The sequence below is a fragment of the Streptomyces sp. NPDC057623 genome (assembly GCF_042800355.1).
In the GTDB taxonomy this organism is placed as follows: domain Bacteria; phylum Actinomycetota; class Actinomycetes; order Streptomycetales; family Streptomycetaceae; genus Streptomyces.
Genome location: NZ_JBHVGZ010000037.1, coordinates 31,743 through 45,063 on the forward strand (window position 1 = coordinate 31,743; position 13,321 = coordinate 45,063).

The window sequence follows — 13,321 nt, forward strand, 5'->3', positions numbered from 1 at the left end:
GGAGGTCGCCTAGTGGACGTCGCCCATGAGCGCCTTGACCTTCTTGCGGTACATCCACACCGCGAAACCGGCGACGACGGCGAGGACGGCCTCTATCGCGACGAAGCCCTTCTGGTCGAGGTTCACCCCGCCGACGGCCGGGTTGGACAGCAGACCGGTGACGGAGTCGCCCGCGCTGACCGCGAGGAACCAGACACCCATCATCTGGGAGGCGTACTTCGCCGGAGCCATCTTCGACGTGACCGACAGACCCACCGGGGACAGCGTCAGCTCACCGAGCGTCTGCACGAAGTAGATCGCCACGATCCACATCGCCGCGGCCTTCTGACCGTCCTCGGCGATCGACAGCGGGATGAGGAACACGAAGAAGGACGCACCGACCAGGAAGAGACCGGACGCGAACTTCACGACCGTGCTCGGCTCCTTGCCACGCCGGTTCAGCCACACCCAGAGCCAGGCGAACACCGGCGCGATGGCCATGATCAGGACCGGGTTGACCGACTGGTACCAGGAGACCGGGAACTCCCAGCCGAAGACGGTGTTGTCGGCCTTGGAATCGGCGAAGATCGACAGCGTGGTGGCGTTCTGGTCGTAGATCATCCAGAAGACGGCCGCCGCGACGAAGAAGTAGATGTACGCCGACATCCTCGACTGCTCGACGGAGCTCAGGTCCTTGTCGCGCTTGATGCGGGCGATGACCCAGATCGGCACGACCAGGCCGAGCAGCGTGAGCGGGATCGTGGCCCAGTTCTCCGTGAAGTGGCCGGAGAAGCCGACGACGGAGTAGAAGACCACGGCGGCGGTCAGCCACAGCAGGCCCTTGCGCAGGGTGCCGCGCTTCTCGTCGGCGTCCATCGGGGTCGGGACGATGCTGCTGCGCTCGCTCAGGTGGCGGGTGCCGAGCAGGAACTGGACCAGGCCGAGCGCCATGCCGAGCGCGGCCAGCGCGAAGCCGAAGTGCCAGTTGACCTTCTCGCCGACGGTGCCGATGATCAGCGGCGCGGCGAAGGCGCCGGTGTTGATGCCGATGTAGAAGACGGTGAAGGCACCGTCGCGGCGCGGGTCGTTCGGGCCGTCGTAGAGGTGGCCGACCATCGTGGAGATGTTGGCCTTCAGCAGACCCGAGCCGATCGCCACGAGGGCGAGGCCCAGGTAGAAGACGCCGGCCGACGGCAGCGCCAGGGTCAGGTGGCCGAGCATGATGACCAGGCCGGCCAGGGCGACCGTCTTACGGGGACCGAGGAAGCGGTCGGCGACCCAGCCGCCGGGGAGGGTGAGCAGGTACACCAGCGACACGTACACCGAGGCGATGGTGATGGCGGTCGGGCCGTCGAGGTGGAGGCCGTCGTCGGCCACCAGGTACAGCGGGAGCAGGGCCTTCATGCCGTAGTAGGAGAACCTCTCCCACATCTCGGTCATGAAGAGAGTGGCCAGTCCGCGGGGGTGGCCGAAGAAGGTCTTCTCGGATCCGGGGGTGCCCGGGCGGGCCGAGTCCTTCGTCAGGCTGGACGCCATGGTCGATCCTTGCTGGTCGGGACGCGCATCGACGTAGAACGGTCACGCGCCCGGTGGGGGGCGGCCGGCACCGGCGGGTACGGCCGCCCGCCCCACGCCCGAGGGGGAGTTCCGCTTCGGATCGCGAAGCGGAAGACGGCGACCGCCGGGATCCACGCCCCCGCCATCGGGGGCCCGGCCACAGGTCATTCCTTTTCAGTCCGCACATAAAAGAGACCCTCAGCGTCAAGTGCCGCCGAAGGTCGCCGCAGTGCTACAGGCGTAGATTCACCATACGTCACGACACCGCCTGATATGGAAGGACTTGAGACCGGGATCACAGGTGTCGAGGGAACCGCATGCGCCCTTTCCAAGGTCCTTTACAGGATCGCACCTCACGGGCATAGGTCTGTACCACAGCAGGCTCAGGTAAGAGGCTCACCAAAAGCGAGTAAGAATCAAGGGGCCCGATCACACCCCGGCTCTTGTCATGGGCGGACTACCATCAGCTCATGACCCGTGTACTGCTCGCCGAGGACGACGCGTCCATTTCGGAGCCGCTGGCCCGCGCACTGCGCCGGGAAGGGTACGAGGTCGAGGTGCGGGAGGACGGCCCCTCCGCGCTCGACGCCGGAAATCAGGGCGGGATCGACCTGGTCGTACTGGACCTCGGTCTGCCCGGCATGGACGGCCTCGAGGTCGCCCGTCGGCTGCGCGCCGAGGGCCACACGGCCGTGCCGATCCTCATCCTGACCGCGCGCGCCGACGAGGTGGACACCGTCGTCGGCCTGGACGCCGGCGCCGACGACTACGTCACCAAGCCGTTCCGGCTCGCCGAACTGCTCGCGCGGGTCCGGGCCCTGCTGCGGCGCGGCGCCGCCGAGCCGCAGCAGCCGCCTGCCACGCACGGGGTGCGGATCGACGTCGAGTCGCACCGCGCGTGGATGGGCGACGAGGAACTCCAGCTCACCGCCAAGGAGTTCGACCTGCTGCGGGTGCTCGTGCGCGACGCGGGACGGGTCGTCACCCGGGACCAGCTGATGCGCGAGGTCTGGGACACGACCTGGTGGTCGTCGACCAAGACGCTCGACATGCACATCTCCTGGTTGCGCAAGAAGTTGGGCGACGACGCGGCGAACCCCCGCTACATCGCGACCGTGCGGGGCGTCGGCTTCCGCTTCGAGAAGAGCTGAGCGAACCGCCGAGCGTCACGCCCGCACAGGTACGTGAGCCGCACAGACAGATAACAGGACAATGCGCCGCCGACTGATTCAGTCCACCCTCGCCGTCGTTCTCGTCGTGATCGCCGTCTTCGGCGTGTCACTGGTCATCGTCGAGACACGGACGATCACCAGTACCGCCCAGGAGCGGGTGGACACCGAGGCGGTGCGGCTGGCCAGCATCGTGGACAGCCGCCTGCTCGGTGAGGAGACCGTGGACGCCGCGGTCCTGCGCGACCAGATCCAGGGGGATCGTTACGCCGAGATCCGGATCCCGGGCAAGTCACTGATCGAGGTGGGCACCAAGCCCACCGGTGACGTCATCAGCGCCGAGGAGACGGGCGAGGAGGGCGAGACGGTCACCGTGCAGGAGCCGCGCTCGTCGGTCACGCGCGAGGTCGGCCGGACGCTGCTGATCATCGCGGCGGTGGCGTTGCTGGCGGTGATCGCGGCGGTCCTGCTGGCGGTGCGCCAGGCGAACCGTCTCGCCTCCCCCCTCACCGACCTGGCGGAGACGGCGGAACGCCTCGGTTCGGGCGACCCGCGCCCGCGGCACAAGCGGTACGGCGTCCATGAGCTGGACCGGGTGGCGGACGTCCTCGATTCCTCCGCCGAGCGGATCGCCCGCATGCTGACCGCGGAACGCCGCCTGGCCGCGGACGCCTCCCACCAGCTCCGCACCCCGCTCACGGCGCTCTCCATGCGCCTGGAGGAGATCACCCTCACCGACGATCCCGACACGGTGAAGGAGGAGGCGACGATCGCCCTGACGCAGGTGGAGCGCCTCACGGACGTGGTCGAACGCCTCCTCACCAACTCCCGCGACCCCCGCAACGGCTCGGCCGTCACCTTCGACCTCGACGAGGTCATCCAGCAGCAGCTGGCGGAGTGGCGCCCCGCGTACCGGGGTGTGGGGCGCGCGATCGTCAGCTCGGGCAAGCGCCACCTGGAGGCCGTGGGCACCCCCGGCGCGGTCGCCCAGGTCCTCGCCGCCCTCATCGAGAACTCCCTCATGCACGGCGGCGGCACCGTGGCCCTGCGCACCCGCGTCACCGGCAACCAGGCGGTCATCGAGGTCACGGACGAGGGCCCCGGCATCCCGGCCGACCTGGGCGCCCGCATCTTCGAGCGCGCCATCAGCGGCCGCAACTCCACCGGCATCGGCCTCGCGGTCGCCCGCGACCTCGCGGAAGCGGACGGCGGCCGCCTGGAAATGCTCCAGACCAAGCCCCCGGTCCTGGCACTGTTCCTCTCCCGCACACCCCCGCCGAAGCTGAGCCAGGAGTCGGGGCAGACGGTCAGGTAGCCCGGGCCTCTGCAGCCCGTCTGAGGGCCCCCTCCGGGGGAGTTCGAGGACGAGGCCCTTCGGGCCGAAGCGGGGGTCCAGGGGGCGTCAGCCCACGCGCTGCCGAACCCGCGTCTTCTGGTCCCGCCGCCCCCGCTCCAGGAACGATTCCGCGCCGCCCGCCGAAGGCTCCTTCGCGGGCAGCGCCCTGAACACCCACGTCCGGTACGACCAGAACCGGAACAGCGTCGCGACACCGATGCCGAGGAACTTGAAGATGTTGCTCTGCAACGGGCTGTCCCAGCCGAAGCCGTACGTCGCCGCGTACAGCACGCCGTTCTCGATCACCAGGCCGACCACGCTGAACAGCAGGAACAGTCCCAGTTCCTTGGTGCGGCGGCTCTTGTCGCGATCCCGGTACGTGAAGTACCGGAACCCGAGGTAGTTGAAGATGATCGCGACCACGGTCGCGATGACACTCGCCCGCACCACCTGGAGGTCGGTCACATGCCGTACCAGGTTGAACACGAGGAGATTGACCAGGAGCCCCGCTCCACCCACCGCGCCGAACTTGGCGACCTCACGCACCAACTGGTCGAAGCGCTGCCGGACGGCACTGCGAGGTGCCGGAGGAGGCGCCGATTGAAGCCCCGAGGAACCACGTCCCATGGTCGTGAAGGCTCCTGTCGATCGGTTTGTCGGTCGGTTTCGTCAACTCAGCCATGCTAACCACCCCCCTCGACGATTGCCTGTGGGCAAGCTCATAGGCCGGAAAGAGACCGGGAAAACTCCGGTAAGAGGCCCTACGAAGCGGTATGGAACCAAGGCGGCGACGGACGGAAACCGGCCGCCGCGGCGTGGCCGATACCCTGGGGGCGTGACGTTCCCGGTAGTCGGCATGGTCGGCGGGGGCCAGCTCGCTCGTATGACACACGAGTCGGGCATCCCGTTGGGCATCAGGTTCAAGCTCCTCAGTGACACCCCTCAGGATTCCGCGGCGCAGGTCGTCAGCGATGTCGTCATCGGCGACTATCGCGACCTCGACACGCTCCGCGAGTTCGCGAGGGGCTGCGATGTGATCACTTTCGATCACGAACATGTACCCACCGAGCACCTCAGGGCTCTGGAGGCGGACGGCATCCCCGTGCGCCCCGGCCCCGACGCGCTCGTGCACGCCCAGGACAAGGGGGTGATGCGAGCGAGGCTCGACGCGATCGGGGTGCCCTGTCCCCGGCACCGCATCGTGACCGATCCACAGGACGTGGCCGCCTTCGCGGCCGAGGGCGACGGCTTCCCCGTCGTCCTCAAGACCGTCCGCGGCGGCTACGACGGCAAGGGCGTCTGGGTCGTCGACTCACCCGAGGAGGCCGCGGAGCCGTTCCGCGCCGGCGTCCCGGTCCTCGCCGAGGAGAAGGTCGACTACGTCCGCGAACTCGCGGCGAACGTCGTCCGCTCCCCGCACGGCCAGGCGGTCGCCTACCCCGTGGTGGAGTCCCAGCAGGTGGGCGGCGTCTGTGACACGGTGATCGCCCCGGCCCCCGACCTGGACCAGACCCTCGCGCTCAAGGCCGAGGAACTCGCCCTGACGATCGCCAGGGAACTGGACGTCGTCGGCCACCTCGCCGTGGAGCTGTTCCAGACCCGCGACGGCCGCATCCTCGTCAACGAGCTGGCGATGCGCCCGCACAACTCGGGCCACTGGACCCAGGACGGGGCGATCACGTCCCAGTTCGCCAACCACGTCCGGGCCGTCCTCGACCTCCCCCTCGGCGACCCGCGCCCGCGCGCCAGGTGGACGGTCATGGTCAACGTCCTCGGCGGTGACTACCCGGACATGTACTCCGCGTACCTGCACTGCATGGCACGCGACCCCCAGCTCAAGATCCACATGTACGGCAAGGACGTGAAGCCCGGCCGCAAGGTCGGTCATGTCAACACCTACGGCGACGACCTCGACGACGTGCTGGAGCGCGCCCGTCACGCAGCCGGCTACCTGAGAGGCACGATCACCGAATGAGCCCCGTTGTTGGCATCGTCATGGGGTCGGACTCCGACTGGCCCGTCATGGAGGCCGCCGCGCAGGCCCTGGACGAGTTCGAGATCGAGTACGAGGTCGACGTCGTCTCCGCGCACCGTATGCCCCGCGAGATGGTCACGTACGGCGAGCAGGCGGCCGAGCGCGGCCTGAAGGCGATCATCGCCGGGGCCGGCGGCGCCGCCCACCTCCCGGGCATGCTCGCCTCGGTCACGCCGTTGCCGGTGATCGGCGTCCCGGTCCCCCTGAAGTACCTGGACGGCATGGACTCCCTGCTCTCCATCGTGCAGATGCCGGCCGGCGTCCCGGTGGCCACCGTCTCCGTCGCCGGCGCGCGCAACGCCGGTCTGCTCGCCGCCCGCATCCTCGCCGTCCACGACGAGGACCTGCTCCAGCGGATGCGCGACTTCCAGCAGGAGCTGAACGACCAGGCCACCGAGAAGGGCAAGCGGCTGCGCGCCAAGGTGGACGGCGCGAGCGGCTTCGGCTTCGGCTCGGGGAAGTGACGACGATGACCTCCCTGGAGGCAGCCCGGGAACTCCTGCGCGAGTTCCCGGTCGTCGACGGTCACAACGACCTCCCATGGGCCCTGCGCACACAGGTCCGCTACGACCTGGAAGCCCGCGACCTCGCCACCCACCAGGGCGCCCACCTGCACACCGACATCCCGCGCCTGCGGGAGGGCGGCGTCGGCGCGCAGTACTGGTCGGTGTACGTCCGCTCGGACTACGCCGGCGACAAGGCGGTCAGCGCCACCCTCGAACAGATCGACTGCGTACGGCAGTTGCTGGCGCGCTACCCGGCCGACCTGCGCCCCGCGCTGACGGCGGCGGACATGGAGGCGGCGCGTGCGGAGGGCCGTATCGCCTCCCTGATCGGGGCGGAGGGCGGCCACTCCATCGCCGACTCCCTCGCCACACTGCGGGCGTTGTACGCGCTCGGGGTCCGCTACATGACCCTCACCCACAACGACAACATCGCGTGGGCCGACTCGGCGACGGACGACCCCGGGGTGGGCGGTCTGTCCGCCTTCGGCCGCGAGGTCGTGCGGGAGATGAACCGCGCGGGCATGCTCGTCGACCTCTCGCACGTGGCGGCGACGACGATGCGCGACGCCCTGGACGCCTCGTCGGCACCCGTGATCTTCTCCCACTCCTCCTCGCGCACGGTGTGCGACCACCCGCGCAACATCCCCGACGACGTCCTGGAACGCGTTCCGGGCAACGGCGGCGTCGCGATGGTGACGTTCGTGCCGAAGTTCGTGCTCCAGGCGGCCGTCGACTGGACGGTCGCGGCGGACGAGAACATGCGCGCGCACGGCTTCCACCACCTCGACACGACCACCGAGGCGATGAAGGTGCACCGCGCCTTCGAGGAGACCAACCCGCGCCCGGTCGCCACGGTGTCCACGGTCGCGGACCACCTGGACCACATGCGCGAGGTCGCCGGCGTCGACCACCTCGGCATCGGCGGCGACTACGACGGCACGGCCTTCACGCCCGACGGCCTGGACGACGTCTCCGGCTACCCCAACCTGCTCGCCGAGCTGCTGGACCGCGGCTGGTCGAGGACGGACCTGGCCAAGCTGACCTGGCAGAACGCCGTACGGGTGCTGGGGGCCGCGGAGGACGTGGCCCGCGATCTTCAGGCGACGCGGGGACCGTCCAACGCGACGATCGAGGAGCTGGACGGCTGATCGTCGAGGGCGGGGTAGTCGGTGTAGCCGGTCGCCCCGCCCGTGTACATCAGATACCGGTCCCGCACCGGGTTGAGCGGCGCCCCGAGCGCCAGCCGCCGCACCAGGTCGGGGTTGGCCAGGAAGGGGCGGCCCAGTGCGATCAGGTCGGCCCCTTGGGCGAGCAGCCGCGCCGACGCCGTGCCGATCGCCTGCGCGGTCAGCTCCGGGAGCAGGGGGTTGGCCATCAGGGTCCCCGGCCACAAGGCGCGGATCCGCCCGAACAGCGGGTCCGCCGGGTCGGCGTGCACGAGGTGCAGATACGCGAGCCCCGACCCGCCCAGCGCCTCGACGAGCGCCGGGTAGAGCACGTCGGTGTCGGTCTCCTCGATGCCGTTGACGGTGCCGCGCGGCGAGATCCGTACGCCCACCCGTTGCGGCCCGATCGCGGCGGCCACCGCCTCGACCACCTCCCGCACGAACCGGATCCGCCCGGCCACCGAGCCGCCGTGGCCGTCGGTGCGGCGGTTGGTGTTGCCGGCCAGGAACTGGTGCAGGAGATGACCGTTCGCGGAGTGCACCTCCACGCCCTCGAAACCGGCGTCGAGGGCGTTGCGGGCGGCCGAGGCGAAGTCGGCGACGGTGGCGCGGATGTCGTGGGCGCTCATCTCCCGGGGGACGACGGCGGGCCGGTGCCCGTCCGGCGTGAAGATCGTCTCCGGGAGCGGCAGCGGCGAGGGCGAGAGTGGGGTCACACCGCTGGTGGCGGGATGGCCCACCCGGCCGCCGTGCTGGAGCTGGAGGAACATCGGCCCGCCGCCTGCCGCCCGCACGGCCTCCGTGACCCGCCGCCAGCCGGCCACGTGCGAGGGGGTGTGGATCGCCGTGATGTTCGGATACGTCTGCCCGGCCGCGTTCGGCGTGGAGGCCTCGGCGATGATCAGCCCGGCCGAGGCGCGCTGGGCGTAGTACGTGGCCATGAGCGGCGTCGGAGTACCGTCCGCCGCCGCCCGGTTCCTGGTCAGCGGGGCCATCACGAGGTGGTTCGGCAGATCCAGGACGCCCAGGCGGGCCGGGGCGAGCAGGGGGTGTACGGCTGCTTCCGCGTCTGTCGTGTGCGTCATGGCCGTACCGTAGAAGCTGACATCAATGTCAGATTCAAGCCCGGACGGGCGAGGGGGTCGCGGCATGCGGATCGGCGAACTGGCCCGGCGCACCGGTGTGAGCGAGCGGTCGCTGCGCTACTACGAGACCCAGGGGCTGCTGCGCGCCGAGCGCACCCCCGGCGGGCACCGCGACTACCCGGAGGCGGCCGTCGACCGGGTCATCCGGATCCAGGAACTGTTCGCCGCCGGGCTGCACAGCAGCCGGATCGCGCAGCTGCTGCCCTGCATGCGGGACACCGACGGCGGCCCCTCCGTGATCGCCACGCCCCGGCTGGTCGAGGACCTCACCTCCGAGCGCGACCGCATCGACCGCATGATCGCCGACCTGGTCCGCTCCCGGGAAACCCTGGACGACGTCATCGAGGCGGCGCGGGAGCGCTGACCCCCGCGCGCGTTCCCCCGGACGTGCCGTTCCACGCGGGTCGCCGCCGCGTACCCCCGAACGCGCCACCCACCAGGAAGCCCCGCCGGGTCCGTGCGACGGTGAACCGTACTGCTGATCAGGACATCGATCACGTACGGAGACCGCCATGGCAGACCTCAGGTACGAACTGGACCCCAGCCCAGAGGTCGGCGAGCTCGATGACCTGCCCGAACCCCTTCCCGGGACGACGCCCCCGCCGGTCCCCGACTCCGGTGAGGGCACCGGCACCGGCCTCCTGGACCGTGCCCACGCCCTCCTCGCCGACCATCCCGTCGCCGACGGCTACAGCGGGCTCCCGTGGGCGCTGCGCCACCTGTCCTGGTTCGACCTGGAGCTCGGCGAGAGCGCCGTCGACACCGACGTCCCGCGGATGCGCGAAGGCCACGTCGCCGCGTTGTTCTGGGCGCTGCACCTGCCCGAGGGGCTGGCCGGGGACCGGGCCGTCGGCGCCACGCTGGACCAGCTGGACCTGGTGAAGACCGTCGTGGGCGGCCATCCCGAGGGCCTGCGCCTGGCCTGCACACCCGGGCCGATCACCGACGTCCGCCACAGCGGCCGGATCGCCGTCCTGCCCGGCCCCGCCGGGGCCACCGCGATAGGCGACTCGCTCGGCATTCTGCGCTCCCTGCACGGGCTCGGGCTGCGCTCCCTCACGCTGTCCGGGGTGTCCTGGGCGAGTGAGGCGGGGCTGACCCGGTTCGGCGAGGAGGTGCTGCGCGAGATGAACCGGCTCGGCGTGCTGGCCGACCTCTCCGGCGCCTCCTACGACACCGTGCGCCGGGCGTGCGCGGTCTCCAAGGCCCCGGTCCTGTGCGCCCGCTCCGCCGCCCGCGCCCTGCGCCCGCACCCCGCCAACCTCCCCGACGAGCTGCTCGCCGGGCTGGGCGCCGCCAAGGGCCTGTGCATGGTGCCGCTCACGGCCGAGCAGACCGGCCCCTCCGTCCGGGACGTCGCCGACCATCTCGACCACGTCCGTGCGGTCGCGGGCCCCGAGTCCGTCGGCCTGTCCGGCACCTACGACGCCGGGACCGCCCACCCCCAGGACCTCGCCGACGCCTCCTGCTACCCGAACCTCGTCGCCGAGCTGTTGCGCCGGGGCTGGCCCGACGCCGATATCGCCCTGCTGACCTGGGGCAACGTCCAGCGGGTCCTGCGCGAGGCCGACTTCACGGCGCGGGAGGCACAGCGCCGCAGGGCGCCGTCGACGATGAAGATCTCCGAGCTGGACGGATAGCCGGCCCCGAGGAGGGTGTGATCACGGTTGCCCGATCCGGCAGAGGCAGAACGGATGCCCCGCCGGGTCGGCGTACACCCGGAAGTCCTCCTTGTCCTCCGCGTGCACCAAGCGCGCACCCAGCCCCAGCACCTTCTCCTGGGCGGCCTCGACCTCCTCCCACGTGGACCCGGCGTCGAAGTCGAGATGGAACTGCTGGGAGTTGCGGTCGGCCCGCGGCCACTCGGGCGGGGTGAGGCCGGGCGCCGACTGGAAGGCCAGCCGCGGCCCGTCCGGCAGCCGGAGTACGACCCAGTCGGGGTCGTCGTCCTCGGGCGTACCGCCGCCGACGCCGGCGTAGAAGCGGGCGAGGGCGCGCGGGTCGGGGCAGTCGATGACGACGGAACGCAGTCGTGCCGCTGGAGCCATGGGTTCCTCCCGGGATCAGGGGGTGTTCAGCCGGCGGGATCGGATCAGCAGGCGCACAGGCAGAACGGGTGCCCGGCCGGGTCCGCGTAAACCCGGAAGGTCCGCGAGCGGTCCTCGGCGTCCAGCGGCTTCGCCCCCAGTGCCAGCACCTCCTCCTCGGCCACGTCCAGGTCCTCGACGGTCAGGTCCAGGTGGAACTGCTGCGAGTGCTCGGGCGAGGGCCACTGCGGCGGTACGAATCCGGGGACGGCCTGGAACGCCAGCGTCGGCCCGCCGGGCAGCTTCAGGTCCAGCCAGTCTCCCTCGTCCACGATGTCGCCGCCGAGCACGCGCGCGTAGAAGTCGGCAAGGGCGCGGGGGTCGGGACAGTCCAGGACGACGGCTCCCACTGAGGCGATGGCCATGACTTCCTCCTCGAAGTCTTGGTTACCCTGGTGGTTACCCATATGAAGCGGTAACAGGTAACGTGGTTACCCCATGCTCCCGTATTGGCAGTAACGTCGCAAGGGGATTCGGACAGTGAGGGATAGCGTTCAGCCATGAGTGAGAGATCGCCCGCCCCCGGGGGCCTGGAGCTGGTCCAGTCCCTGGTCAACACGTTGGACATCGAGTCGGGCGCCGACTCGCTGGACACGGCGGAGGGCCGGGCGCGCCTAGGGCTGGCCGAGGAGGACATACCCGGCGCGCGGGAGCTGCGGGAGTCGCTGCGGGTGGCACTCCTCGCCCACGCGGGCCATCCGCCGCACGACGCGGTGACCCCGCTCGGCGACCTGCTCGCGGCGAGCCCGCTGGTGCTGGCGGTCGACGCCGTCGACGGTTCGGCCACCCTCGCTCCCGCGGCGGCGGGCCCGCTCCTCTCCCGGGTGGCGGCGGCGATCGCGCAGGCCCTGGTCGAGGGCACCTGGACCCGCCTGAAGGCCTGCGAGGCGGTCGACTGTCACTGGGCGTACTACGACCGCAGCCCGGCGGGGCGCGGCCGCTGGTGCTCGATGCAGGTGTGCGGTGCGCGCGCGAAGATGCGGCGCTACCGGGCCAGGTGAGCGGGCGGACCGTCGGCCGCCGACCGTCGTCCTAGTCCCCCACCTCCTCGCGGTTCCGCGACGCCCGCGAGCCCACCAGCAGCAGGCACAGCACCGCGACGCCCGCGACGATCCCGGTCAGGACGAGCAAGGGGTCCAGCGGGCGGGCCGTGGCCGCGGTGACCTGGGTCTGTGGCATCGAGGCCGGTGTGGACGTCGGTGACGACGAGGCCGGCTGCGCGGCCGCCGGGACCGAGGTGGCCGGCGTCGACCGGGCCGCCGAGGACGCCGGTGAGCGCGCAGCCGCCGTCCGGCTGGGGACGGTCGCGTGATGACCCGACGACTGGTTTCCAGAGGTCTGGTTCCCGGACGACTGGTTCCCCGATACCGCCCCGGCCCCCGGGTGGTCGTGCGTCGGTGCGGCCGCCGAAGTCGCCGGTGGCGCCGGCTGGACCACGATCCGGGCGGTCATGTTCGGGTGGACGGTGCAGTAGTAGGCGTACGTCCCCGGCGTGGTGAACGTGAAGCTCCAGCTTCCGCCCTTGTTCAGCATGGGGGAGTGGATCGCGGCCGGGCCGGACGTGGTCTTCACGTCGTGCGGTGCCGTGTCCTGGTTGGTCCAGGTCACCGTGGAGCCGGCGGTGACGGTCAGGGTCGCGGGGCTGAAGGCGTACCCGCTCATGGCCACCCGGTACGTCGCCGCCGCGGCCTGGCCACCCGGCACCACGAACAGCAGCCCGAGCAGGACGGACAGGGCGAGCACGGCCCCCTGGACCGCTCGCCTGGGCGCCCTCACGCGAACTCCCCGGCGACCAGCAGCCGCAGCCGGGTGGCCGGAAGCCGGCCGAACCTGTAGCCGGTCGCGCGCCGCAGCAGCCGGTACGGCAGCCGGGCCACCCCCACGCCGAGCAGCCGGTCGTCGGCCCGCTCGACGACCCGCAGCCGCAACAGCACGGGGAAGCCGGTGCCGTCGATGCCGAGGTCGCCGGTCAGCTGGACGGTGCCGGCTGACGCGTGGGCGTGGGCGTGGTCGGGGGTGAGGACGAGGGCGCCCTTGAGGTGGGCGTCGTCGAACTCGAAGCGGAGGGTGGGGTGTTCGTCGGTCTCGGGCACGGTGAGCGAGGCGGCGGCGAGGGCGAGGCGACGGCGGCGTAGGGGCGACGGGCCGCAGAGGGCGGTGAGTTCGACGAGTGAGCGGTCCGGGGCCACGGTGTAGCGGCCGGGCAGCGGCAGCCAGGGGGCCGCGCCGGGCGCCCCGGATGGGGTCGGGTCGATGGGCAGGGTGACGGTTGTCATCCCGTTCTCCTTGGAAAGCGGTTCCGTCGGGGCGGCGGTGATGGGGACAATGGGGGAGCGCCGGT

At 71.1% G+C, this 13,321-nt stretch carries 15 protein-coding genes; 8 read left to right on the plus strand and 7 right to left on the minus strand.

Annotated elements, in window-relative coordinates; all coding sequences use genetic code 11:
- Positions 1–9: 9 nt before the first annotated feature.
- Positions 10–1,515, minus strand: coding sequence for a peptide MFS transporter (locus tag ACFU95_RS30685; protein ID WP_383833903.1), 1,506 nt, complete (start codon positions 1,513–1,515; stop codon positions 10–12).
- A gap of 491 nt (positions 1,516–2,006) precedes the next feature.
- Here ACFU95_RS30685 and ACFU95_RS30690 point away from each other — a divergent pair, with 491 nt between their 5' ends.
- Complete coding sequence (locus ACFU95_RS30690; RefSeq protein ID WP_062722436.1) at positions 2,007–2,687, plus strand: response regulator transcription factor; 681 nt, start codon at positions 2,007–2,009, stop codon at positions 2,685–2,687.
- Positions 2,688–2,748: 61 nt separating this feature from the next.
- A complete protein-coding gene (locus tag ACFU95_RS30695; RefSeq protein ID WP_383833906.1) occupies positions 2,749–4,020 on the plus strand; it encodes an ATP-binding protein in 1,272 nt (423 codons plus the stop codon).
- Between the two features lie 87 nt (positions 4,021–4,107).
- On the opposite strand, the gene ACFU95_RS30700 is transcribed toward ACFU95_RS30695, so the two are convergent.
- A complete protein-coding gene (locus tag ACFU95_RS30700) occupies positions 4,108–4,668 on the minus strand; it encodes a GtrA family protein (RefSeq protein ID WP_383833909.1) in 561 nt (186 codons plus the stop codon).
- A 208-nt stretch (positions 4,669–4,876) separates the two neighbouring features.
- Between ACFU95_RS30700 and ACFU95_RS30705 the strand changes: the two genes are divergently transcribed.
- The 3 genes from ACFU95_RS30705 to ACFU95_RS30715 are packed head-to-tail and all read left to right on the plus strand — an operon-like array spanning position 4,877 to position 7,730.
- A complete protein-coding gene (locus tag ACFU95_RS30705) occupies positions 4,877–6,016 on the plus strand; it encodes a 5-(carboxyamino)imidazole ribonucleotide synthase (RefSeq protein WP_383833912.1) in 1,140 nt (379 codons plus the stop codon).
- Positions 6,013–6,540 (plus strand): 5-(carboxyamino)imidazole ribonucleotide mutase, encoded by a 528-nt coding sequence (purE, locus tag ACFU95_RS30710; RefSeq protein WP_383833915.1) that lies wholly within the window; start codon positions 6,013–6,015, stop codon positions 6,538–6,540. The genes ACFU95_RS30705 and purE overlap by 4 nt, the downstream gene beginning before the upstream one ends.
- 5 nt (positions 6,541–6,545) lie before the next feature.
- On the plus strand, positions 6,546–7,730 hold the full coding sequence (locus tag ACFU95_RS30715) for a dipeptidase (RefSeq protein WP_383834036.1): 1,185 nt from the start codon (positions 6,546–6,548) through the stop codon (positions 7,728–7,730).
- Here the strand turns inward: ACFU95_RS30715 and ACFU95_RS30720 are convergent.
- On the minus strand, positions 7,679–8,833 hold the full coding sequence (locus ACFU95_RS30720; protein WP_383833918.1) for an alkene reductase: 1,155 nt from the start codon (positions 8,831–8,833) through the stop codon (positions 7,679–7,681). The genes ACFU95_RS30715 and ACFU95_RS30720 overlap by 52 nt on opposite strands.
- Before the next feature lie 64 nt (positions 8,834–8,897).
- Here ACFU95_RS30720 and ACFU95_RS30725 point away from each other — a divergent pair, with 64 nt between their 5' ends.
- Positions 8,898–9,257, plus strand: a complete 360-nt coding sequence (locus tag ACFU95_RS30725) for a MerR family transcriptional regulator (protein ID WP_383833921.1) — start codon at positions 8,898–8,900, stop codon at positions 9,255–9,257.
- Between the two features lie 148 nt (positions 9,258–9,405).
- Positions 9,406–10,533: a dipeptidase gene (locus ACFU95_RS30730; protein ID WP_383833924.1), complete on the plus strand. Its 1,128-nt coding sequence runs from the start codon at positions 9,406–9,408 to the stop codon at positions 10,531–10,533.
- 21 nt (positions 10,534–10,554) lie between these two features.
- On the opposite strand, the gene ACFU95_RS30735 is transcribed toward ACFU95_RS30730, so the two are convergent.
- Positions 10,555–10,941: a VOC family protein gene (locus tag ACFU95_RS30735; RefSeq protein ID WP_383833927.1), complete on the minus strand. Its 387-nt coding sequence runs from the start codon at positions 10,939–10,941 to the stop codon at positions 10,555–10,557.
- Positions 10,942–10,985: 44 nt separating this feature from the next.
- On the minus strand, positions 10,986–11,345 hold the full coding sequence (locus tag ACFU95_RS30740; RefSeq protein WP_383833930.1) for a VOC family protein: 360 nt from the start codon (positions 11,343–11,345) through the stop codon (positions 10,986–10,988).
- A 135-nt stretch (positions 11,346–11,480) separates the two neighbouring features.
- Here ACFU95_RS30740 and ACFU95_RS30745 point away from each other — a divergent pair, with 135 nt between their 5' ends.
- Positions 11,481–11,981 (plus strand): CGNR zinc finger domain-containing protein, encoded by a 501-nt coding sequence (locus tag ACFU95_RS30745; RefSeq protein ID WP_383833932.1) that lies wholly within the window; start codon positions 11,481–11,483, stop codon positions 11,979–11,981.
- A gap of 31 nt (positions 11,982–12,012) precedes the next feature.
- Here ACFU95_RS30745 and ACFU95_RS30750 read toward each other — a convergent pair whose 3' ends face one another.
- Together ACFU95_RS30750 and ACFU95_RS30755 are read right to left on the minus strand one after the other, a co-directional pair.
- Positions 12,013–12,756: a plastocyanin/azurin family copper-binding protein gene (locus ACFU95_RS30750; RefSeq protein WP_383833935.1), complete on the minus strand. Its 744-nt coding sequence runs from the start codon at positions 12,754–12,756 to the stop codon at positions 12,013–12,015.
- Positions 12,753–13,256 carry a hypothetical protein gene (locus tag ACFU95_RS30755; protein WP_383833938.1) on the minus strand — a complete coding sequence of 168 codons (504 nt, stop codon included), beginning with the start codon at positions 13,254–13,256 and terminating at the stop codon, positions 12,753–12,755. The genes ACFU95_RS30750 and ACFU95_RS30755 overlap by 4 nt, the downstream gene beginning before the upstream one ends.
- Positions 13,257–13,321: the final 65 nt, after the last annotated feature.